This is a genomic window from Streptococcus sp. WB01_FAA12 (genome assembly GCF_012843315.1).
Lineage (GTDB): Bacteria > Bacillota > Bacilli > Lactobacillales > Streptococcaceae > Streptococcus.
Map to the genome: position 1 here is coordinate 39,532 of NZ_JABAEX010000004.1, position 23,479 is coordinate 63,010.

Annotated in this window: 25 protein-coding genes; 20 read left to right on the plus strand and 5 right to left on the minus strand. The window is 40.8% G+C overall.

The window, feature by feature from the left end; genetic code table 11:
- Positions 1-6: 6 nt before the first annotated feature.
- The 10 genes from HF881_RS06300 (at position 7) to HF881_RS06345 (ending at position 13,049) form a co-directional block, all read left to right on the plus strand.
- Positions 7-591, plus strand: coding sequence for a major tail protein (locus tag HF881_RS06300; RefSeq protein WP_169446842.1), 585 nt, complete (start codon positions 7-9; stop codon positions 589-591).
- A gap of 50 nt (positions 592-641) precedes the next feature.
- On the plus strand, positions 642-935 hold the full coding sequence (locus tag HF881_RS06305) for a hypothetical protein (RefSeq protein ID WP_007519106.1): 294 nt from the start codon (positions 642-644) through the stop codon (positions 933-935).
- Between the two features lie 199 nt (positions 936-1,134).
- On the plus strand, positions 1,135-5,385 hold the full coding sequence (locus tag HF881_RS06310) for a phage tail tape measure protein (protein WP_169446843.1): 4,251 nt from the start codon (positions 1,135-1,137) through the stop codon (positions 5,383-5,385).
- The gene (locus HF881_RS06315) at positions 5,385-6,080 is read left to right on the plus strand and encodes a phage tail protein (RefSeq protein WP_169446844.1); all 696 of its coding nucleotides are present in this window, start codon (positions 5,385-5,387) and stop codon (positions 6,078-6,080) included. Before HF881_RS06310 ends, HF881_RS06315 begins: the two co-directional genes overlap by 1 nt.
- Complete coding sequence (locus tag HF881_RS06320) at positions 6,077-10,507, plus strand: phage tail spike protein (RefSeq protein WP_169446845.1); 4,431 nt, start codon at positions 6,077-6,079, stop codon at positions 10,505-10,507. The genes HF881_RS06315 and HF881_RS06320 overlap by 4 nt, the downstream gene beginning before the upstream one ends.
- A complete protein-coding gene (locus tag HF881_RS06325; RefSeq protein WP_169446846.1) occupies positions 10,504-10,713 on the plus strand; it encodes a hypothetical protein in 210 nt (69 codons plus the stop codon). Before HF881_RS06320 ends, HF881_RS06325 begins: the two co-directional genes overlap by 4 nt.
- Positions 10,703-11,350, plus strand: coding sequence for a hypothetical protein (locus HF881_RS06330; protein ID WP_169446847.1), 648 nt, complete (start codon positions 10,703-10,705; stop codon positions 11,348-11,350). The genes HF881_RS06325 and HF881_RS06330 overlap by 11 nt, the downstream gene beginning before the upstream one ends.
- Positions 11,351-11,366: 16 nt before the next feature.
- Entirely contained in the window at positions 11,367-11,783 is a 417-nt protein-coding gene (locus HF881_RS06335; RefSeq protein WP_169446848.1) for a hypothetical protein, read from the plus strand.
- On the plus strand, positions 11,770-12,102 hold the full coding sequence (locus HF881_RS06340; RefSeq protein ID WP_169446849.1) for a phage holin: 333 nt from the start codon (positions 11,770-11,772) through the stop codon (positions 12,100-12,102). The genes HF881_RS06335 and HF881_RS06340 overlap by 14 nt, the downstream gene beginning before the upstream one ends.
- Before the next feature lie 2 nt (positions 12,103-12,104).
- On the plus strand, positions 12,105-13,049 hold the full coding sequence (locus HF881_RS06345) for an N-acetylmuramoyl-L-alanine amidase family protein (protein ID WP_169446850.1): 945 nt from the start codon (positions 12,105-12,107) through the stop codon (positions 13,047-13,049).
- Positions 13,050-13,154: 105 nt separating this feature from the next.
- On the opposite strand, the gene HF881_RS06350 is transcribed toward HF881_RS06345, so the two are convergent.
- The 5 genes from HF881_RS06350 to HF881_RS06370 form a co-directional block, all read right to left on the minus strand.
- On the minus strand, positions 13,155-13,334 hold the full coding sequence (locus tag HF881_RS06350) for a hypothetical protein (protein ID WP_169446851.1): 180 nt from the start codon (positions 13,332-13,334) through the stop codon (positions 13,155-13,157).
- Between the two features lie 141 nt (positions 13,335-13,475).
- On the minus strand, positions 13,476-13,625 hold the full coding sequence (locus HF881_RS06355; RefSeq protein WP_169446852.1) for a hypothetical protein: 150 nt from the start codon (positions 13,623-13,625) through the stop codon (positions 13,476-13,478).
- A gap of 601 nt (positions 13,626-14,226) precedes the next feature.
- Complete coding sequence (locus HF881_RS06360) at positions 14,227-15,372, minus strand: site-specific integrase (RefSeq protein ID WP_169446810.1); 1,146 nt, start codon at positions 15,370-15,372, stop codon at positions 14,227-14,229.
- Between the two features lie 351 nt (positions 15,373-15,723).
- Positions 15,724-16,497, minus strand: coding sequence for a hypothetical protein (locus tag HF881_RS06365; RefSeq protein ID WP_169446811.1), 774 nt, complete (start codon positions 16,495-16,497; stop codon positions 15,724-15,726).
- A 15-nt stretch (positions 16,498-16,512) separates the two neighbouring features.
- Positions 16,513-17,268 carry an XRE family transcriptional regulator gene (locus HF881_RS06370; RefSeq protein ID WP_169446812.1) on the minus strand — a complete coding sequence of 252 codons (756 nt, stop codon included), beginning with the start codon at positions 17,266-17,268 and terminating at the stop codon, positions 16,513-16,515.
- 174 nt (positions 17,269-17,442) lie between these two features.
- Between HF881_RS06370 and HF881_RS06375 the strand changes: the two genes are divergently transcribed.
- The 10 genes from HF881_RS06375 (at position 17,443) to HF881_RS06420 (ending at position 23,477) form a co-directional block, all read left to right on the plus strand.
- Positions 17,443-17,649: a helix-turn-helix transcriptional regulator gene (locus HF881_RS06375; protein WP_169446813.1), complete on the plus strand. Its 207-nt coding sequence runs from the start codon at positions 17,443-17,445 to the stop codon at positions 17,647-17,649.
- An 81-nt stretch (positions 17,650-17,730) separates the two neighbouring features.
- Entirely contained in the window at positions 17,731-17,991 is a 261-nt protein-coding gene (locus HF881_RS06380) for a hypothetical protein (RefSeq protein ID WP_169446814.1), read from the plus strand.
- 47 nt (positions 17,992-18,038) lie between these two features.
- Positions 18,039-18,746, plus strand: coding sequence for an ORF6C domain-containing protein (locus tag HF881_RS06385; RefSeq protein ID WP_169446815.1), 708 nt, complete (start codon positions 18,039-18,041; stop codon positions 18,744-18,746).
- A gap of 98 nt (positions 18,747-18,844) precedes the next feature.
- The gene (locus HF881_RS06390; protein ID WP_169446816.1) at positions 18,845-19,135 is read left to right on the plus strand and encodes a hypothetical protein; all 291 of its coding nucleotides are present in this window, start codon (positions 18,845-18,847) and stop codon (positions 19,133-19,135) included.
- Positions 19,136-19,145: 10 nt separating this feature from the next.
- Positions 19,146-19,574: a hypothetical protein gene (locus HF881_RS06395; RefSeq protein WP_169446817.1), complete on the plus strand. Its 429-nt coding sequence runs from the start codon at positions 19,146-19,148 to the stop codon at positions 19,572-19,574.
- Entirely contained in the window at positions 19,571-19,909 is a 339-nt protein-coding gene (locus HF881_RS06400) for a hypothetical protein (protein ID WP_036756819.1), read from the plus strand. The genes HF881_RS06395 and HF881_RS06400 overlap by 4 nt, the downstream gene beginning before the upstream one ends.
- Complete coding sequence (dnaB, locus tag HF881_RS06405; RefSeq protein ID WP_169446818.1) at positions 19,906-21,240, plus strand: replicative DNA helicase; 1,335 nt, start codon at positions 19,906-19,908, stop codon at positions 21,238-21,240. The genes HF881_RS06400 and dnaB overlap by 4 nt, the downstream gene beginning before the upstream one ends.
- 3 nt (positions 21,241-21,243) lie before the next feature.
- Positions 21,244-21,981 (plus strand): conserved phage C-terminal domain-containing protein, encoded by a 738-nt coding sequence (locus tag HF881_RS06410; protein WP_169446819.1) that lies wholly within the window; start codon positions 21,244-21,246, stop codon positions 21,979-21,981.
- Entirely contained in the window at positions 21,982-22,803 is an 822-nt protein-coding gene (locus HF881_RS06415) for an ATP-binding protein (RefSeq protein ID WP_169446820.1), read from the plus strand.
- On the plus strand, positions 22,803-23,477 hold the full coding sequence (locus HF881_RS06420) for a DNA methyltransferase (RefSeq protein ID WP_143989128.1): 675 nt from the start codon (positions 22,803-22,805) through the stop codon (positions 23,475-23,477). The genes HF881_RS06415 and HF881_RS06420 overlap by 1 nt, the downstream gene beginning before the upstream one ends.
- Positions 23,478-23,479 lie beyond the last annotated feature (2 nt).

The following is a 23,479-nucleotide window of genomic DNA, read 5'->3' on the forward strand; positions in this document are numbered from 1 at the left end:
CTATAAATGGCATTAGTTGGTTTTAAACGTATGACAATTCGTGTGTTGGATGGGAATGCTAATCCGACACTGGGAGAAAACCTTTTTGTAATTGAAGGACAAACTGGTAAAGGTGCGACTCGTACCGCTAAAATTTCTGGTCTTGCAAGTGATCCAGTAAAAACCTATGGTAGTGATGTCGCTTACCACGTATCCAATCGTGGTGTTGGCGATGTGAAGATGGAACTGACTGCTGTTGATATTCCTTCAACAGTACTCGCTAAAATCCTAGGACATCAAGTCAAAGATGAAATTATTGGTATTGGCGCTGATACAGTTTCTCCATACTGCGCTGTTATGCTTGAGTCTCAGACTGCAAATGGGACTCAGGCACAAGTCGGGTTCTTCAAAGGTCAGTTTTCAATGGATGCTGAAGAACTTGAAACGCTTAAAGATAAGCAAGAAGAACTTCCAGATGACAGCTTGAGTTTCGCTGCTATTGCAAGTGATGACACTGAAACAAATGGCCTTTACTATGTGAAATACATTGGTAAAGATGATGCTAAGCTCAAAAAATTCAAAGGGCAACTTAAAATGGTTGCTGCAGGGTAGGAAGAGGGCGTAAGCTCTCTTTTTATCTTTTTTTCTAGAAAGGAAAGTAAATGGCTAAGGTTAAATTTTTAATTAAAAATGAAAAGGGTCAAGATGTTCAAAAGACCAGTAAGGAAATTACTACCAAGGACTATCGCGACTACTTGATTCTCAATGAAGCACTATCATCTGATGTGTCAGAGGTAGAGAAATTAGACAAGCAATTGGAATTTATCGCCTCACTGTTTGAAGATTTGGAAGTGGAAGAACTTTTGAAATTCACGGATATGGCAGATATTTTTGCGGTATTTGCAGACATCTACTCTCATCTGGTGGGTGATGTTGACCCAAAGGAGAAAAAATAAAGCCAAGTGAAGCACTAAAACGGTTTTATGGGTTTGTCAAACAAGCTACTGAAGGACCGTACGGCATGAGTATCCGTGATGTTATGGATACGAGCTGGGAGGACCTGATGGGTGTTCTTGTTGAAACCGAATCTGCTAAAACTGAGGAAGTCATGGATCTTGCTGACTTTCTAGAAATGATTTAAAAAGGAGGATTTGAATGGCAGGTGGAACGCCGTTAGGTCAAATGTATATCGAGCTAGGGCTGGACGTGTCGAAGTTCAATCCTACCCTAAATGGTGCTAAGAATGCGGTTAAATACTTTCAAAGCAATGTAAAGGCGCTAGACAGCTCCCTTAAAAACAATGGGAAAAACACAGACTTGCTTCAAGCTAAGTACAAGACACTTGGTCAAGCTATTGAAGCGCAAAGAAAAGTCTTGGACCAGATGAAGAAAAGTTTTGATACTCTCGAACCTGGTACAGCTAAATTTGATAAGGCCGCTGCTGAGATTGAACGTGAGAATGCTAAGTTGGCAGTCATGGAAGGTCAACTCCGTAACGTGCAACAAGCTTTGATTGCAGTTGGTAAGGAGAATAGCTTTGCGAACCGTATCAATAAATTTGGAGACGGCCTTATCAAAAGTGGCGATAAAATCAAGACTTTTGGCGATAGTGTTTCAAGTCTGGGAGGAAAACTAACTACTGGTTTGACTCTGCCTTTGGTTGCTAGTGTTGGTATGGTTACGAAAGCAGCTGTTGACTATGAATCTGCTTTTGCAGGTGTTAAGAAAACAGTAGATGAAACAGCTACTGTATCTTACCAAAAATTGTCGGACGGCATTCGTCAGATGGCTAAAGAATTGCCAGCCAGTGCGGTAGAAATTGCTAATGTAGCCGAGGTAGCAGGTCAGCTAGGAATCAAAACCGAAGATATTCTCTCATTTTCTCGAACCATGATTGACATGGGCGAATCAACGAACTTGAGCGCCGAAGAAGCTGCGACAGCCATTGCCAAGATTGCGAATATTCTCGGTCTAACATCGGACGAATATGGACGGTTTGGGGCATCTGTTGTTGACTTGGGTAACAACTTTGCAACAACTGAGCGTGACATCGTTGAGATGACAAATCGTTTGGCGGCTGGTGGTAAGCTGGCTGGTCTAACTGCTCCAGATATCCTTGGTCTTGCTACTGCGATGAGTTCGGTTGGTATTGAGGCTGAGGCTGGTGGTACCGCTATGACTCAAACTTTGACGGCTATTGGTAATGCTGTTTCATTGACAGGTAAGGGCGCAGCAGATGACTTGAACCTCATCTCCAAAACTGCTGGAATGACCTCAGAGGAATTCCAACAGGCTTGGAAAGAGAAACCAGTCGTTGCTTTGCAATCATTTATCAAAGGGCTCAAGGATGCACAAGAAAAAGGCGTAAACATGAACGCTATCTTGGCACAACTTGGAATGACTGGTATTCGACAAAGCAACATGCTGAAATCCTTAGCTCTAGCATCTGATAAAATGGGCGATGCTGTTGATCGTTCAAACAAGGCCTGGAAAGAGAATACTGCTCTGACCAATGAAGCCAATAAACGATATGAAACCACAGAATCTCAATTGAAGATATTCAAGAACCAGGTAACTGACTTGGCTATTGAGTTTGGTGGGCCACTTCTAAAGGCTCTCCGTGACGGTCTAAAAGCTGGGAAACCTTGGATTGACATGCTAGCTGAAATGGCTAAGCATTTCAGTTCCATGTCTGAAGAGGAGCAAAGAAATGTTCTAAAATGGGCAGCGTTAACCGCAGGAGCTGGTCCAGCGTTAACACTTTTTGGAAAAGGTATTGGAATCGTAGGAGGCTTGACAAAAGGAATTGGCTGGCTTACTAAAGGGACTGGTAAAGCGGTCGGTGGCATGAATTTAATGCACAAAACTTTCCAAGCTTTTAGAACAACCGGGAATCTATCCTCTGCTTTTAAATTGGCATCTGGTGGAGCGGTAGCGCTTGGGAATGCAACAGCATCAGCTTCGACGTCTACTGGTCTCTTGACAACTGCAATGAGTGCCCTCTCAAATCCTTTAGGATTGACAGTCGCTGGTCTTGCCATTGCGACAGCTGCTGCTGTTCATTTTGGCAACGAAAAAGACAAGGCTCGTATCAAGACAGAAGAATTTGGCTCTCAGTTGAGCGATACTGCTCGTGGAGAATTGCGAAGCTTTCAAAAGACTGTTGATGAAACAAGCACAGCTGTCGCAAACTTCGGTACTCATGCTGGAGATGCCGAAAAGGTCTCTGGAGCCTTTAAAAAACTCTATGAAGAAATAGCTACTGCTGCCGATAAGACCAACAAACGAATGGAAGAGTTGGGCGCCAAGTGGGGCCTTAGTGAGGACGACATTGCCAAAGCCAAGGAAAGAAATGGCCGGGTTGTCTCTAATACTGAGGCTATGATGAATCAAATCAATGAGATCTATCAACGTCATAATGGAGATGCGAGCAAGTTCTCTCAAGAGGAGAAAGAAATCATCCTGAATAATCAGAATGAGATGATCAAGGCTAAGTTAAAGTTGATGAGTTTGTCGGAAGAACAACAAACAGCAGCACTTCAAGCCTTAAATGGTAAAATCAGCTCACTCAACGAAACACAGTTAAAACATACTAGAGATGTTTTAAAACAGGCTATGGATGAAGAAAAGAAACTCTACGAGAACTCAAAGAGTGAGTGGAAAGAGTTACTTGACGGAAAAGCAATAGATCAAGAAACTTACAACAAGAAAATGCAAGAGCTTGAAGCTAACCATACTCAAACGATGGAAGCTCTGGGAAGTAAGTATTACCAGGTCATGCGAAATCTTGACGATAAGGTGAAAGCTCGAACTGGCCAAAGTTGGAACTATTGGGAAGAAGCTAAGAAAGTTCTAGAAGAATACGGCCTGTCCTATGAAGAAATCGGAAAGAAAGCTGCGGAAGCCTCTCAAAAGGTAGGTAATTCACACAGCATTCTTGCCAATTACACCAGTGAGATGAGCAAGGAAGTGAAAGAGGCTAACGATGCCTGGTCCTTGCTGGTTGGGAATATCAATGAAAATGGTAATTTTGAAGTTAAATCAAATGTTAAGGAAGTGATCGGAGAGGCTGCCAAATCTGCTGAAGGTTGGGAACAATTGCAGTTTATCGCTAAAACTGCGGAAATCAACTCAAATGCTCGTGCTACTATTGCAGAGGCTCTTGTCGAATCTGGTAAATGGAAAGACATGACCCTCGAAGAGAAACAAGTGATTGTCAAGAATCAAGCTGGTCTACAAGCTATCTTTGATAGTGAAACTCACTTAAAAATTTGGAATAGTATGCCAGCGGAAGTCAAAGAACTTCTCATGAAGAATACAGACATCATGAACAAGGCGGAGGAAGCTTCAAAGGCTCTGTCTAACTATGAAGCTCTGAAACCAAAACAGAAGGAGTTGCTGGCCAATGATGAAAGTGTCCGACAAGCAGTCGCTCGCTCAACTGATACTCTGACGACCTGGAATGCGACCACACCGTTTACAAAAGATTTGAAAGCTGATCCTACGAATGTTTTGAACAATGGCCAGTTATCTATCGATAAGATTACGGCTTGGAATTTTGCATCTGCTGAGACGAAATCTTTGGATGCGGTAGATAATACGAGCGCAGCTGTCGGAAGTGCGATTTTGAGTGTTAATTCACCTAAGCAAGAAACTCCCATCAATTTGTTTGCTGCTGACCAAACGGGCGGTGTGCGAAATGAGACGAGCGGTGCTATCAATGCGATTAAGCAGTATGACCCTATTAGTATTTTGGCTCAAAATAATACTCAAGGAACTGTTAACCAGGTACAAAGTGGGGTTGATTCTATTCGTGATAAAACTGTAACAATTAACGCCCAAGACAATGCTTCTGGTGTACTTTCAGGGATTCGAAGCTGGATAAATAGTGTAACAGGTAACTTCTTCACAAATATTTTTGCAAGCAGACACGCCCACGGGACCAACTACCACCCTGGTGGTTTAGCTATCGTCAATGACCAACGAAACAGTAACTATAAAGAAATGGTTACCCTGCCGGATGGCAGGAGTTTCATTCCTGAAGGCAGAGATGTCTTGCTCCCTCTTCCTAAAGGGTCTAAAGTCTTGAGAGCGGATAAAACTAAACGCTTGATGCGTGAGATGGGGATTCCCAAATACGCGACAGGAATTGGTATTCCTAGCGATGCGAAATTCTTAAAAGAAATAGAGCAAGCTCAACGTAAAATAGTTGTTCAACATCAAAATAGTAACAATGGTCAAGATTCAGATAAAGTCATTGCTGAGATGAGGATTCTGAGAGCAAGTATGGAGAGGATCCTTACTGCTATCCTTGAAAAATCGTCAGATGTCTACCTAGACAATGACATTATCTCACGCAAAACCTATGAACAACATGGAGCCATCTATGCAAGGGAGGGAATTTAATGTTTTACATGATTATTAATGGTTTTAATACGTCTACTATCCCTCACTGTGTTGTGACGGATTTTGGAGAAATTGAGGCTGCCAAACCTCATGCAGAATCAGTAGATGTATATGGTTTGAACGGAAGCTATCGAGTGCTAGATGGCTCTTATGAAAGCTACGAACGAACGATATCCTTTTATGTACCAAAACTTGTAGATATTTCAACAATTGTAGATAAATTCCAGCTCAAAGAAAATGTAATAGAATTCAGTTATCAACTTGGATCATATTTCTATGCAGACTTTTCAGGAGCAACCTACAATCGTAACGGAATGCATGCCTGGAAGATAGATGTCAAGCTAGTCATGTACCCTTTCCGATACCAAAAGAATATGGATCCTATGGTTCTTACGGCATCTGGTACAGTCAACAACCCTGGCACGGTTTACTCTGAACCAATCATTGAAATTGAGGGGGACGGTGATGTCTCTCTCACGATTGGGCGTAAGACCATGTATCTTGCGATTAAGACCAAGGCTACGATTGATTGTAGGCAAGGCAAGCAGAACATCTACAACGCTACTGGTGCAGTCCAGAACACACTTCGGAAGCGTGGAGGGTTCTTGGAAATACCGACTGGCAAGGTTGGTGTTTCGTTTACTGGGAATGTTCGTAAGATTACTATTCGACCGAATTGGAGGTATAAGATTTGATTTATTTAACAAATGGGAATATGCCTCTGAACGCTGCCTATGCTGATGAAATTGTTCAAGAGGATAACAGCACCTATCAATTGACCTTCCGATTTCCGACATCCGATCCATTGTGGGAGAAGTTGAAGGAAGAGACTTTCTTAACGGCTGATGACCTACACGGTGAGCAGGATTTTGTGATTTTTGAAGTTGAGAAGAAGCACGGTTATATTCAAGTCTATGCGAACCAGGTGTTCACCCTCTTGAATAACTATGTGGTCAATCCTATCTCTTTGGATAGAGCGACTGGCTCAACTGCTCTCAGTCGTTTTGCTGGAGCGATCACTCGTAACAATCCATTCTCATTCTTCTCTGATATTGAAGACAGACACACCTTCAATATCGGCTCTAAGAATGCCATGGAAGCCTTCGCGAAAGATAAGCACTCTATTATTGGCCAATGGGGTGGTGACCTTGTACGGCATGGCTACCAGGTTCGACTTTTAAAAAATGGCGGTTCAGAAAATGAATCGCTTTTTATGTATAAGAAAAACCTGTCTAGCTATCAGCATAAGACATCTACTAAATCTTTGAAGACTAGAATCACCTTCAAGACTACCGTCAAAGGTGAGGGAGAAAAGGCGCCTGACCGCAAGTTTTCCGTGGTCGTGGATAGTCCGCTCATTAACAAGTACAGTCAAATCTACGAAGATGTGATTGAGGTTAATGATGAGGACGTGAAAGATGAAGCGAGCTTGCGAAAATATGGCGAGCAGTATTTCAAGACATCGCTCTGTGACATGATGGAAGATAGCCTTGAGCTTGAGGTCGTTGGCCAGAGTGACGTGCCTGTCCAGATATATGACATTGTGAGCCTGTTTTATGAGATCTACAATCTGGATGTGCGCAAGAAAATCACCAAGTACACCTATTCGCCGATGGCCAAGAAGCTGAAATCTATTGGATTCGGTCAATTCCAGTCAGGTCTTGCGAATGCAATTGGCAACGCAGTGAATGATGCCGTCAAGGGTGAAGCCCAACAACTTCAAGATGATTTTGAAAGGCAGTTAGCCAGAGAACTCAAGAATGCTGATCTTGCATTTGATAGGCAGAAAGAAGAGTTGGTCAATCAATTCACAGACGGTCTCAACGCTGCCAAAGCCAGAGCCGAAGAAGTCAAGAGAGAACTCTCTGATACGATTGACCAGCGTTTCAATAGCTTTAATAATGGCCCACTACAAGAGGTCAAGCGTAGAACTGAAGAAGCATTGAAAAATTCTGGGGCCAGCAGTCTACTCGCTCAAGAAGCGAAGCGGATTGGTCTGGATTCTGTTGCTAGACTTGAAGCGTTTAAGTCACAGGCTACGAGCGCTCAGACGGCTCTATCGGGTGAGTTGGACTCCCTGAAGCGAACCATCGCGAACGATATTCGACCGAAGCAAGCACAGGCTGAAGCTGAGATTGCCAAGCAGGTTGAAGCGCTTATCCAGACCAAAAAAGAACTGGCTGGTGTGAAGTCAGCGCAAGCGACGTATGAAGAGACAACGACTCGCAGACTGTCAGAGCTGACCAATCTAGCCAATGGTAAAGCCAGCAAGTCAGAGCTCACGCAGACAGCCGAGGAGCTGGCCAGTAAGATAGCGAGTGTGCAGGTCGGGGGTACAAACCTTTATGCATTGAGTAGAAATAAGGATATCCTTCGAAGTAGCCATTTAACAGATTTGAAATTTGATATTTCATCTGGTGAAATTTCATTTAAAGCAACTGGATTAGATCCGTATTTTGGTGAAGCAACGACTCACCCAAAGACAGTAAGTAGTAGAAATGGCGTTCGTATTCCTGTCATTGCAGGCAAATCAATCTATGTGACGATTTCGAATCCTGTCTTTGCCAAGAATTTTATTTCGTATTTCGACGAAAGGGGTAATACGGTAAAACGTTATCAGTATTACGGTGCTAATTCTTTCGCGGTTCCTCCGAGAGATTTGCAAGGAGTGAGTTTTATTACTCTACGTTTTGGTTGTGGTGGTTCGAACTTTGAAATTGGTGATGTACTCAAAACCAAAATCAAAGTCGAATATGGCACGATACCGACCGATTGGAGCCCTGCCCCTGAAGACCAAGACGAGCGTGTCTCAGCGGTTGAGTCAACCTTTAAACAAAAGGCTGACTCACTAGAGGCTGGTGTGAACCGTCTGACTGAAGGTCTCAGAACCAAAGCGGATATCAGTTCACTCAACGTGACTGCTGAGAATATCAGACAGTCGGTGAAGCAGCTTGAGACAAACACGCAGAACAAGCTAGATCAGAAGTTGAGTCTGGCTGAATTTGAGGTGAGGGCTGGTTCTATCCGTCAGGAAATCCTGAACGTAACCAAAGAAAAGGCAGATAAGACTCTGGTCACAACTGAAGCTGGGAAGCTGCGTGAGGAGTTTGCGAGTCTTAGGGTCGGTGGGCGGAATCTGTTGAAGGGCTCAAAAGGGCCGTTTAAGCCAGACAAAAACCCTGCGAACTTTGATAACCAAGTGCTATATTACAACGAGACGTCAATGCATCTCGTCCAAAATGAGAGATACAGGATTTCCGCAAAAACAGACGGAATGTTTACAGCCACACACGAACCCAACAAAGAGAGTGATAATGTCGTTTTATGGTTAATGGATAAAACTGTCACAAATTATCAGATTGTGTCTAGTTTAAAAACGGGTACAACTGGCACAGAATTTGTCTGGAGCTGTCCGACTGGCACTTACCATCTGCGGGTCAATACCTATCGCAAAGATCCGGAAAAGCTGAAAAGTGTTTGGGAGGTCAAAGTAGAGCAAGGCTCGTTTAAGACCGACTGGTCACCAGCCCCAGAAGATACTGAGGGCCTCATCACTGAGGCTAAGGCTACCTTTGAGCGGACGGCTCTGGGGTTGCGAACTGACTTATCAGCTATTCAGGAATATGTCAATAAAGACGGGCAGCGACAAGAAACCTTGCAGCGTTACACTCGTGAAGAGAGCGCAAAGCAAGCGACAGCTGTACGTGAGTTGGTCAATCGTGATTTTGTCGGAAAGGCAAGCTATCAGGAAGACGTGCGAGGCATTGAACGCAAGTTTGAAGCTATCACCAACCCTCAAAATGGCTCGATAGCGACTCAGATAGCGACCTACAAAACAGCAGTAGATGGCCGATTTGCTGAAATCACGTCAATGATTTCTGGTAAAGCCAACCAGGCTGACTTCCAGCGTGTCCGAGAGACAAGCCAGCTCTATGAGCGAATTTTAGGCAATACTGAAAATGGAATTGCGGATAAGGTTGCTCGCATGGCTATGACCAGCCAGCTGTTCCAGGTTGAGGTATCTAAGAATGAGGGCCTGAAAACAGTTCAAAGTCAGCTTGCTGGTTCATGGGGAGTCCATAATAAAAACAGCGTCAATGAAATCATCGCTGGTTTTAACCTAGCTGGCAAAAATGCAGGCATTAAAGCTGAGACGATCAGACTTGAAGGTCGAACCTTGCTTGATGAATTAACCGCTATTCAGGGTTACTTCAAACGATTGTTCGTAGGTGAAGGTACGTTTGCGACTTTGAACACGGATATTTTACGAGCTAACTCTATTACAGCTGACAAGTTAGTCATGGATATAGCTATGGCAAGACGCTTCGTCTCGAGCGACATCTTCACAGATACGCTTGCTGCTAAAGAAGCCTTCATCAACAAGCTTCGCTCTGTCGTAGTCACTGCGACTTTGCTCGAAGGTTATAAAGGTCGCATTGGTGGATTCCAGATTGGTACGCATGAGAAAGATTCATCGGTGTACTGGATCACTGGTCAAAACCAATTTTCAGTTGGTATGAGTAACGGGACTGGCCAGTGGTCACAGACGGCTTTGTGGGTCAATTGGGGCAACAATTGGGGGTATCCTGGAGACTATGCGTGGTACGTGAAAAATAACGGCAAAATGTATTGCTATAATACGGCCGAATTTTGGAACACGCCTGTTATCCATGGGGATCTCCGTGTTACTGGTCACATTTTCTACAACAATAAAGATTCAGGAAAATCTGGTTACTGGATTCATTCGTCTAAATACTCAAATTTTGAGCCTTCGGATAACTATCTGTATATGTATTACAGCGGTTCAGGTTACGACTGGATTCCGATGAATAAAGAAATCTCAGACCGTCGATATAAGCACAATATCGAAGACAGTACAGTCTCTGGCCTCGATGTTATCCAGAAGCTTAAAACGTACAGCTATCGCAAAGAATACGATGGAAAAATAGAAGATATCGCTTGTGGTATCATAGCGCAGGATGTCCAGAAGTACGCTCCTGAAGCATTTTTTGAAAATCCTGATGGCGCATACTCTTACAACACATTTGCTCTTGTGCCTTATCTTATTAAGGCCATTCAAGAGCTTAATCATAAAATAGAAAAATTGGAGGAAACAGCATGAATGAACAAGACAAACAAATCAGCAGTCTGGCGATTAAATCGTTAGGTGAAAAAGTCAGTAATGAGGCTACTCAATCAGCTACGCTAGAAGCCCTCTATACAGTAACTGCTATGGAGCTTGAGCAAATGAAACGAATCATCGAGTCAGACGAAGAGCTTAAAGCAAAATTTGAAGAAGTGAAAGGAAAAATGACAAATGGCAATTAGTAATTATGAACTAGCGACCAAACCTTATACTCGTGGTTTTGGAGACAAAGTTACAACCGTTGTAGAAATCCGTTTGCAAGACGGGAATCGTTATAGCACTAACCAGCGGGAATTGGCTGGTGATCGTACACAAGACCAAGAAGACGTTCTTGTTCAAGCGGTGCTGGATATCCTAAAAGCCGAGCTAGATCCAGGCAGTGCCATTGTCAAAACACAGGCGCAGCTTGAACAGGCTAATCAGAAGATTGCGCAGAATGAGAACGAGCAAAATCGTCTCTCTGCGCTTGCAAATAAAATCGACAAAGTAGTGCGTGTCATGGCTCAAGATTCTATCATGGGTGAGAAAATCGCCTACGGAACAACCTACAAGGAGCTTGTCGAACTCTTCCCGTTCGCCGAGGAAGGTAAAGTCTATCAACCAGGCGATATGTTTGTGATTGAAAATCCTGAACATGTCGAATTAAACGGTGAGGGCAAGCGTGTCTTGATTCAGACAAATCAGGCTTTCACCTACAAAGGCGAATCTCTCAAGTATCTTGAAGGCGTACCATCTCAAAATGGTATTCTTGCAATCTGGAAGTGGGAAGGGCAAAAAAACGAAAGTGATCTTGGGACCACTCGAGTTCCTGCACAGTAGATTGGAAGTGATCTGATTGGAATTACTAGCATTTTTGGATAAATTGAGTCCGATTCTAATCGTGATTATTCCTAGCTATTTCTCTTTTAAAAGCACGCAGAATACAAAAGAGACTGACAAGCAAATCAGTCTCTTATCTGACCAAATTAGTGCTATTAAAAAGACAGTCTCGAATGTTGAGACTATCGGCAAAGATAATAGCAAAGGATTGAGCGTTATTGGAAAAGGTCTTCAAAGATTACAGCGTTTTCGATTGCAAGAAAACCTAAAAAAAGCAATTAGACGAGGCAATACCAATCAGCATGAGATTGAGGAATTGTCTCGTCTTTATGAAAGTTATGTCGAACTTGGTGGAAATGGAGCCATCAAGGTACTGTATGAAAAATTTCTAGCATTGGAAATTGTGGAGGAAAATATAAATGCAACAGATTAACGAAATTATTATTGCTTTTGTTACAGGATTTGTAGCAGTAGCGACAGGCAGTATCGTCAAAGCAGTCAAAGACTATCTTGTTCAAAAAGGCGGAGAGAAGACTATCAAAATTGTTGAAATCTTGGCCAAAAACGCAGTCAATGCCGTGGAACAGGTAGCTTCAGAAACTGGCTATAAAGGTGAAGAGAAGCTGGAACAAGCCCGCACTAAAATCCGTGCAGAATTGTCAAAATATAACATTAGTATGACCGACCGTGACCTCGATACATTTGTCGAGTCAGCGGTCAAGCAGATGAATGATGTGTGGAAGGAGTGGTAAGAATGGATATTGATAAAAGCAGATTGAGAAGTGGATTACCTCAGGTCGGTGTGCAGCCCTATCGTCAAGTACATGCCCACTCAACAGGAAATCGAAACTCAACCGCACAAAACGAAGCGGATTACCACTATCGCAAAGACCCCGAACTAGGATTCTTCTCTCACGTTGTAGGAAATGGTCGTGTGATGCAAGTAGGACCTGTAAACAATGGTTCATGGGATGTAGGTGGTGGTTGGAATGCTGAGAGTTACGCAGCAGTCGAATTGATTGAAAGCCATGGCTCAAAAGAAGAGTTCATGCGTGATTACAAGCTCTATATTGAACTTTTGCGAAATCTTGCAGACGAAGCTGGTATTCCTAAAACGCTTGACTCTGATAGCCTTGCAGGCATCAAAACGCATCAGTATTGCACTAACAATCAACCTAATAACCACTCAGACCACGTTGACCCGTATCCTTATCTGGCAAAATGGGGAATCAGTCGCGAGCAATTCAAGAAAGATATTGAAGGCGGTTTATCTGAAGCTGGCTGGAAACGCAATGAAACTGGTTGGTGGTGGGAAGAGTCGGATGGTTCTTATCCGACAGACCGCTGGAAGAAAATCACTGGTGAGTGGTTCCGATTTGATAATCGTGGCTATTGCCTAATCAATCGTTGGTTTAATGATGGTAAAGACTGGTTCTATCTTGACAAGCGTGGCGCAATGGTTACAGGCTGGATGTATATCAATAACCGCTGGTATTACTTCAAGTCAGATGGGCGCATGGCCAAAGGTTGGGTGAAATATCGTGAGACCTGGTACTATCTCGACGAAAAGGACGGAGATATGAAATCCAATCAATTCGTTAAATATGGTAACGGCTGGTATTATCTCAAACCAGATGGATCCATGGCAGACAAGCCAGAATTTACAGTTGAGCCTGATGGGCTTATCACTACTAAATAAATTTAAAAAAAGAAAGGAGATTCTATTTTTCTTCTTAATGACCCGCAGGCAATAGCTTGCGGGCTTTTTTTGTTTGCAATGCAATAATAAAAGCAGTGACCGAAATCACTGCTTATCAGCTGTAGCAAATTCATAAAGTTTTTCCGCTGTGAGAAGGGCCATTTTGTCCATGTTTGTTTTTCCTTTTCTGAGGTCAGAAACGGTAGTCCATGGCACACCAGCACCTTGTGAAATAGCAGATGTAGAAATAGAACTGTTAAGTAATTCTTGAATAACTTTTCTCATATTATTTGTCCTTTTTATTTTTTAGATAGATATATACATTGATCACAATTATAAAAATAGCTATTGCACTAACCATTGCTTTTCCTCTTTTCATTTGATAAAATAGAGGTGTGAGGGGCTTTCGCCCCCACCTCTTAGCGTTTACCTTTTTCTTTTGCGGGAGTTGGGTTTACGCTTTTTGTTTTGCCTTGCGACTGTTATTGCAGTCACCAGACTTGCTATAGCAGTTACCGTTTCAGGGATATTATCTATCGCCTTTTCAAGTAACCTAAGCCAATCTTCTTTGTTCAACTTCCTCACCTCCTTTCCTTATCTTGATTATATTATATCACGGTAAACCGAGAAAGTCAAGCGTTTTGATGAAATTTTTTTAAATTTTTTCAAAAAAAATAGACCTTGTCCAGAGGTCGGGGAGTTGGAGGGGGCACCCTCCAAAAGCATTGATTTAATAAGATTTTATTTTACCTTTTTCATAATAATCTCCCTAAAGAAGTCACCCAATCAGGTGGCTTTTTTGTCAGTTTGTAAGTCATATTTAGGTGTCTTCCTGAAAGTAGTATTCCTTTTAAGACAAAGAAAAAAATAGTGATATTACTCACTGATTCTTTTGTAAACTATTAGAACTAAATTGCAGCCTTCTCAACTATACGGGCAAAGGTGAGTATGAAAATGAATACGAAGATGAATACGATTTAAAAAAATGACGAAAATTAACGGAAATGATTTTTAAATAAAAATAAGCGAAAACTCAACTATTGATAAGCGACAGAAAGCATTGGTAAACATTTGTCACTTATACCATAAATAGTACACAGCTTGCTAATCCTTTGAAACCAGTGGACTTCTAGCGTGTTAAGCAAAAGTGAATACGATATTGAATACGACTTTACTTTTAGCTGGAGCGGATGAAATCCATGAGCTGGTCAACGACTTCAACACGTTGATTATCATTGATGTGGGTATACATATCAAGGGTGATTTGAACATTATTGTGACCGAGTCTATCTGAAATGATTTTCGCTGTAACACCAGCTTCAAACAGAAGAGAAGCATGTGTATGCCTAAATCCGTGAGGCGAAATTTTTTTAAGATCTTTGTGTTTACAAAAGAATCTGCTAAGTTTCACTTTCATAGTTGCAGCCAAAAGCCATCCCCCACTATTATTCGTAAAGATATAATTCGAATCATGTTTGTAAGGCACACCAGCCTGGAAATATTCTTTTATCTGCTGACGTTTCCAGAGCTTCAGTACATTCAGGGTTTCATCATCCAAGGTGATAACTCTCTTACTCCTTTTGGTTTTAGGGTCCTGAACAGTTTGTTTTTTTCCAATCACGACAGCCGTGCGAGAAATGCTTAACCGTTTATTTTCAAAGTCAACATCTGACCACATGAGGCCGATAGCCTCTCCAGTTCTCAATCCAGAAAAAGCGAGTAAGTGAAAAAAGGTATAGTCTACTGGCTTACAATTTGCTTTGTAAACTTTAAGGAACTCCGTTAGTTCCTGTTTTGTATAGTAGTTTTCTTTGCCCTTTAAGGGTTTATTTTTAGGCTTGATAATCTTATCTAAGGGATTTGACTTAATGATGTCAAGAGAAGCGGCATACTTGAAAATACGGCTAATAACAGAGTAGTAATTAGCATATAGGATATAGCGTTTACTTAACTTGATAGCAACCTTTTGACAATAAGCTACACTGATTTGCTGAATCTTCATATCTGTAAAATATGAGTCAACCATAACATTAAGTTTCTTCTTAGTGTTCTGATAAGTTGTTGGTTTTACAGTGCTCTTGTAGCTTTCAAGCCATAGCTCAGCAACTTCAGCGAATGTAGGGTTCTGGAAATCTTCATTGTTTGAAAAACCATTCTCTTCGACGTCTAAGAGAAGGTCACGTTCGGCAACCTTGGCCTCTTTAATGGTTTTAAAACCACGTCTTGTTGTGCGTTTTTCTTTTCCAGTTGCAGGGTCTATACCCAGATATGTTTGAAAGAGGTATCTAGTCTCTCCTTTTTTTGTAATGTATTTTTTTATCATAAAATGTCCTTTCTTTTCGATTGCTTGCCCGCATAGTTGAAAAGGTGCAGAATTTATGATAAACTATAGCTGTATTTTTTTATCATCTTTTCCATTGCTTGCTAGATGGAAGGTTGAAACCTCACACTCAAAGTTTGGCGACGGCGAGTGTGAGGATTTTTTTATTTTTAATTCAACAAAAAACGGTAACTAAATTTATAGTTACCGTTTCTGCGTGGCAGCTTGTGCCAACCAGATTATTTGCACTAGGATTTCTCCTAGGTTAGTAACTATATATTATCAAATATATATCCTTTTGTCAAATAAGATAGCGCGCTTTGATTTCATCGCTTAAAATTTTCAGGGGATTATTTATTTTTTTAAGACTTTCAACTTAATTCGAATCTTGAATGAATCCTTAACTGTACGAAGTCTACCACTATCCGGATTAATATCTTTGTAATCACCGCCATAAATTTCAGCATTTTTGATAACTTCATTATTTGGATCTACGGTTAATCTTAATACCTTTCTATTTTTGGACTTAGTGACATAGCCTAAGTGATAACCTCGAACCACAATTTTAACTGCATTAGGGTCAAATTTATTATCAAATTCAGGGATAAACTCTACATCTGGAATTTTAAAAGGCAAGTATTTATAAAATCTTCCTCCAAAAATTAATTCCTCTTTAATTTCTTTAGAAGTATATCCTAAATAAGGGGTATCATCTGATTCTCTTATAAGTTCTTGACATAAATCTGAGAAAGCTTCTTGGCGATAAGATATTCCTTTCACTTTGAGAATAACATCATAAATAGTTCTCTCGTCAATCTCCTGTTTTTTTATTCTGTCTTCTATTTGAACAACCAATAGTTTATTCAGCTCTTCAATTTCATACTCTAGTTGATCAGTATTAGATTGCCTAGGAAAAACACCAATCAAAAAGAGAATAACTAAACTGCCGATAATAAAAGAGAAAATTGTTAGTAGTATATTTCCAACGATACCAAGCAGAAAAACAGATATTAAAGTCAGCAAAACCAAAAAGGCTATTAAAGACCTTTGATTTTCCAGTTTACTAATTGTTTTTCTGTGTTCGTCTATTAGTACTTTGATTTCCTTTTCAGTAAGAGTAGTAGACATATAAGCACCTTGACCTTAATTTTCAGATGGCATGAAGTTTCCGACAATTTTTCCAATAATTCTAGGATCTTCTTCAAATGGTGCGAACTTATCTTTATATTTTGGATTAAGGGAGACTAAACGCAATCCATCAGGTTCACGATAAACCTTTTTAATATACGTTTGACCGTCCCAATCAACGGCATAAACCGCTCCGTCATAATCAAAACCAGTCTCTTTTATGAGGACAACCTCTCCGTTTTGGAATTTAGGTTCCATTGAGTCTCCGAAAACCCAAGAAGCAAAATCGTGGTCTAGGTCTTTATCATAAAAAACAGTATCATAGTTCCCATCGTTGAAGTATGAAAAACCAGTACCAGCTGATAGTTTTTCAAAAACACGGTATTCAAAAAGCTTTTCCTCAATTGTGATTACTTTATTATTTTGCTCTTTCAATTGTTCGTTAGCGTAGTTAAGAACCTTTTGTTTTCTCGGAGTTGATAGCTTGACAACTTTTTCAGTGATTTTATGAATCAATGGGGATGTGGGGATTTTTAGCTCATTTACTTCCTGAGTTTTATCCTCTATCAAGTCTGATTTATTAACTCCAAAATAGTCCGCAAGTAATTCGATCTTTCCTATCCGAGGATAAGTTATGCCTTTTAACCAATCTCTTACAGTAGTGTACTTCAATCCGAGATCAGAACAGAGCTTATTTCTATCAATCCCTTTGCTACTCATCAAATTCTCTAAGTTCGCAGAAAAAATTTCTTTACTTTTATTATTGCTCATTTTTATCGCTCCTTTATATAGTATATATTACGGCAAAAACGCAAAAAAGTAAAGAAAAAAATAAAAAAATACGGCAAAAACGCAAAAAACACTTGACATTGCGGTTTAACCGCATTATAATGTAGTTATAGTTGAGCTAGTCAATTATAAAAAAATGATAGAAAGGACAGCAACATGCCAAAAATGACTCTTAAAACATTGCGAACTCTAAAGAACTGGCGACAAGTGGACGCAGCAGAGGCTATTGACGTCTCTGTTGACACTTGGGGAAATTGGGAGCGAGGAAAAACAGAACCTACTGTAACCCAAGCTTATCAAATCGCTACTACTTTTGATGTGTCTATTGATGACATTATTTTTTTACACGATATTGCGGTTTAACCGTAATATAAAAGGAGCACTATGAACAACGCAGTTAAACGATTGGTAGTTGGCAGTAATGTCCTAGAGTAGGAGAGGGATATGAGTAAACCATCAAAAAAATCACTACCAATTCAAAATTTAGAAATTAAGATAGATAGCGACTCTAGTATTCCACGAGTTATTTTGAACGGGATTGATTTTCAAGCAGAAGATATTGGTCTTCAAGGTATCAAGATAATTTGGGAGACAAAGAAAGATGAAGTACCAGAGACACTTATTCAGGTTGATTATATAAATAACCGTGAAGCATCTCATATAGTATCTGTCAAACAGTCGTTTAAAAATACTTTACTTAAATAGTTTTGGCGAGTTTTATTTACATTATATCAAATTTAGAAAGGAATATTATGAACGAAATTTTTAACTTTCACGGGCGGGAAGTCCGTACAGTGATGTTTGATGACGAGCCGTGGTTTGTCGGGAAAGATATAGCAGAGATTCTTGGATATGTAAATTCAAGAGATGCTCTGGCAAAACACGTTGATGAAGATGATAAGCTAACGTCGCAAATCGCGACGGCAGGTCAAATGAGAAATCAGACAGTTATCAACGAATCTGGTCTCTACTCTCTTATCTTATCCAGCAAGTTACCTCAAGCCAGAGAGTTCAAGCGTTGGGTAACATCTGAGGTCTTACCAGCTATTCGCAAACAGGGTGGATTTATCCGAGAGGATTTGGACGAGGATGCCTTTATTGCTCTATTCACTGGGCAGAAGAAGTTGCGTGAGCAACAGACTAGCATGCTGGAAGATATCGACTATCTCAAGAGTGAGCAACCGATTCATCCGAGCTATGCTCAATCGCTACTGAAGAAGCGCAAGGCTCGGGTCGTTGCTTGCTTAGGTGGTATTGACAGTCCTGCTTATGCTGATAAGATTTTTGCTCAATCAGTATTTAGACAAGCTGAGATTGATTTCAAGGACCACTTCAACATCAGTCGCTATGATTTGCTACCTAAAAAGTTTGCAGAAGCCGCATTGGCCTATTGGATGACTTGGGAACCAAGTACCAATACTAAGATGAAGATTATGGAACTGAACGCTTATGCATTGTAGAGCAAAAAAGCACCTGACAGCAATCAGGCGCATACTTAAATAATTAAAACCATTATATCACAAAAATGCTTGCCCGCATAGTTGAGAGGATGTAGAAAATGGAAGGAATAACGTTACAATTACGATTGGACGGCGAAAGTGCTGAATTGTTCACGAATCAATTATTGGCCTTTGCTAAAAAGCAGGTCAAGGAGCAGTTAGAGAATGATCGTATGCCAATCAATCAACAGGCTTTGATGAAGAAGTTTGGCTTTACTCATGGCTATATTAAGAAGTTAGAACGTAAAGGATTAAGATTTCGTAAGCAAGGGAAAGATATTATGTACGATGTCAATGATGTTTATGAGATTTTAGAGTTAGAAAAACAAGTACGAAAATTAAGAGCGTAAGGAGAACAAAATGACAGAACCAACTTTATCAAGCCAATTGCTTGGCTTAGCAGTGATTTTCATTGGGATGTTTATCCTAATGGTGCTTACGGCTAAAAATGAAAAATCGGATAAGCAAAATGTAGTGGTCATTATTGAAGAAACAGAAGATTTCAGGGAAGTTGCTCGAAGAAACCTGAGAATGTGTGACAGAAAGTCTACCTATGACACCCAACCACCTATAGGTCTTGCTTCATCGATTGAGGATGTACCACAAGTTTTTAGAGCATGCATCGAAGACTATGATAGACTTGCCTATGATTTTCAGGAAGAAGCAAGTAATAATGAACTTCTAAGAAAGCAAAATGCCGAGCTTTTAGTTGAAAATGGTCGCTTGCTTTATCAGGAAATGACTTTGGATTTCCGTAAGAAGCCAAGAAAATGGAGGGCAAAGATATGAGTGTTAGTCGTGAAATGAGTGAGATGGAAATCCGTGTGTTAAACATGATCATGAATTGCGCGACTTTCGACCTGCCAATCCAAGCCAGTGAAATTCGTTTAGAAACTGGGCTCTCAAAACGTAAGGTAGAAGAAATTATCGAAAGCCTGCGTGTCAATTTTGGGCATCCTATCGTAGCCAAGAAGATGAAGCCAAACGGATACTACTTGCCACGAAGTGAGGAGGAGCGACAAGCTGGTCTTGCTCCTTATCGCAGACAAATATTGACCGAGCAAAAGAACCTTGCTGCGGTGATGAATGTTGATCTAGAAAAATACTGGGGGAATAGCGCATGAATGAAGAATTTAGAATATTACCTCATGATTTAGCTGCTGAACAGTCTGTTCTTGGTTCAGTATTCATCTCTCCTGATTCACTTATATTTCTAGCGGATGAATTGGTTCCAGATGACTTTTACAAGCCGGCAAACAAAATTGTATTTAAGACCATGTTGTCCTTGCTTGAAAAAGGTGAGCCAATCGATGCTACGACTATGGGCTCTGCTCTCACGAATCAAGGAGATATTTCAAAAATCGGGGGTATCAACTATGTTGTCGAGCTAGTAAACTCCACTCCGACATCAAAGAATGTGGAGCACTATGCAAAGCTTGTGAAAGAAAAGGCTACGCTCAGAAAGATGATAGCAAACCTATCTGACTCCCTCTCGAGTGCTTATCAGGGTGATGTACCTGTTGGTGACATCATCGCAAGAACTGAAAAGTCTATGCTTGACATCAGTAATCAAAATGCAGGGACAGGATTTCGTAATGTGGCCGATATCCTTGATACACATATGCAGATGGTGGAGACTCGCTCTCAGACAGATGGAGTTGTGACAGGTCTATCGACTGGGTTCGTTGGACTGGATAAGATTACGACTGGTCTTCATGAGGACAATCTTATCATCCTTGCCGCTCGCCCTGCAATGGGGAAGACAGCGCTAGCTCTAAATATCGCTCAATATATCGCTGTAAAAGAGAAAAAGCCTGTTGCTATTTTCTCGCTTGAGATGGGGGCGGAGAGCTTGATTGAGCGGATGTTAGCATCTGAGGGCATGGTAGAAGGGTATCACCTAAAAACTGGGAATCTGAGTGTTGAGGAATGGAGTAGGCTAGTGCATGCGCAAGGGAATCTCTATGACGCTCCTATTTTTGTTGATGATACGGCTGGTATTCGTATCTCTGAGATACGGTCAAAAGCTCGAAAACTTGCCCAGGAGATGGGGGGTCTTGGAGTCATTATCATTGACTACTTGCAACTGATCACTGGCTCAAAAGGTGAGAATCGTCAGCAGGTAGTTTCTGAGATTTCTAGGGAATTGAAGATACTAGCTAAGGATTTGAAAGTACCTGTCATTGCCCTGTCACAACTAAGTCGTGCAGTTGAACAGAGACAAGAAAAACGTCCAATGATGTCAGATTTGCGAGAATCTGGCTCTATTGAGCAAGATGCTGATATTGTAGCCTTCTTGTATCGTGATGCCTACTATCAGAAGGAACAGACAGACAGTCAAGAAGCTAACAATGTAACCGAGCTGATCCTGGAAAAGAATCGGCATGGTAGTTTAGGGACGGTTAAACTATATTTTCACAAAGAATACACAAAATTCTCAAGTGTGGAGGAGTAGAAGATGGCACAACGAAGAATGTTTAGCAGGAAGATTACTGAAACAGACAGATTTCTTGAGATGCCTTTATCATCACAAGCTCTCTATTTTCATCTTAATATGGGGGCAGATGATGAAGGGTTCATTGACAAGGCTAAGACTACCCAGAGAACAATTGGGGCAAGTGATGATGACATGAGGTTACTTATCGCAAAAGGATTCTTGATTCCGTTTGAAAGTGGAGTGGTTGTTATCCGACACTGGAGAATCCACAATTATATCAGATCTGACAGATTTCAGTCTACTTTACATCAGGATGAAAAAAATCAACTAGAATATGACCACTCAAAAACAGCTGTGTTAAAACCTTTGGAAAATGTCATACCAAATGGATACCATTCGGATACACAGGATAGGGTAAGTAAGGTTAGCTTAGATGAGGATAGCTTAACTACCTACCCTAAAGAACCTGACAATATCCCTTACAAAGAAATTATCGATTATCTCAATTCAAAGACTGGGAAGAATTATAGAGATAATGTTCAGAAGAACAGATCTCTGATTAAGGCTAGATGGTCTGAAGGATATCGACTAGATGACTTTAAGCAGGTGATTGATAACATGGTTAAGGATTGGTCAGGTACGAAGTATGCGAAATACTTGAGACCAGAAACCCTCTTTGGAACGAAGTTCGACGGTTATTTGAATCAAGGAAATGTTGTTAAACGTGAAAAGAAAACAGACGAAAGGCTAGGGTTTTAGATGAAACAGTTTAAACAATTCAGAACTAGAACAGTTCTTGATGATGTCTGTGAAATCCATGGATGCAATCTTTGGTCTGTTAAGATTCCTGTCAAGGGCAAAGTTGAGGAAATCAGTCAATGTCCTGAGTGCGAGAAAGAGAACATTCGACGCTTTGAAAAGCAACTGAATATGGAATCCGAGGTCAAAAGTAAACTATCGGATACATACGAAGTCTTTGCTCGTGACAGTATCGTTTCAAGTAAGTTGGGCAGCAAGTCACTACATGATTATGAAATTCGAGTTGACATCGACGAAAATGCTATGAATTTTGTGAAACGTTTGGAACGTTGCTATGCCAAAGGTGAGACTGGGAATGCTATCATCACTGGTCCGTCTGGTGTTGGTAAGAGTCATCTGACATATGGTTTTGCTCGGTTTCTCAATGAGCAATTTAAGTCTTATGATGAACCGAAAAGCGTGCTCTTTGTTTCAGTTGTGACCTTGTTCGACAAGATTAGAGAAAGCTTTGAGTTTGACAATGGTTTCTCAGAAGCGAAGATGGTCAAGCTACTGTCTGAGGTTGATTTCCTCTTTTTGGATGACCTTGGGAAAGAGAGTCGTAAGGCTGACACGAAGCGGAACGAGTGGGCACATCAGATATTGTTCAAGATCCTGGATAATCGGACGAATACGATTATCAACACTAATCTATCTAGTGAAGAAATTAAGGAGCTTTACTCGGACGATTTTGGGAATGGTGCTTTATCAAGTCGTATCTTTGAGGGAGCAACTGGAAAGTGCTTTGTGTATCCAGCTGGGATGAAGGATAGGAGGTATTGATGAGAGAGTTTTTTAACAACGATTGTATGGACATCATGAAACAATATCCTGATGATTACTTCGACCTAGCTATTGTTGATCCACCTTATTTTTCTGGTCCAGAAAAAAGAGAATACTATGGTCGAAAAGTTAGTCCGATTGGTGTCAATAGACTGTATGGCAAAACCTCAGAGTGGCAAATTCCAAATAGAGATTATTTTGATGAACTTTTTAGGGTATCTAAAAATCAAATTATTTGGGGTGTGAACTACTTCGACTATTCTTTTGGTTCTGGCCGTATCGTTTGGGACAAAGTTAATGGTCATTCAAGTTTTTCAGATTGTGAGATAGCATACTGCAGCTTACATGATAGTACACGGCTGTTTCGCTATATGTGGAATGGTATGATGCAAGGCAAGTCAATATCTGAAGGCCATATTCAGCAAGGAAATAAGGTATTGAATGAGGTTAGAATCCATCCGACTCAAAAACCAATTAATCTTTATCTTTGGTTGCTACAAAACTATGCAAAAGACGGAGATAAGATTCTTGATACTCATGTCGGTTCAGCAAGTAGTTTGATCGCTTGTCAAGAATTAGGTTTTGAGTATGTAGGCTGTGAGTTAGACGGAGACATCTTCAACCTTGCTAAACAGAGGCTTGATGCTTATGAGAAGCAGTTGAAGTTATTTTAGGA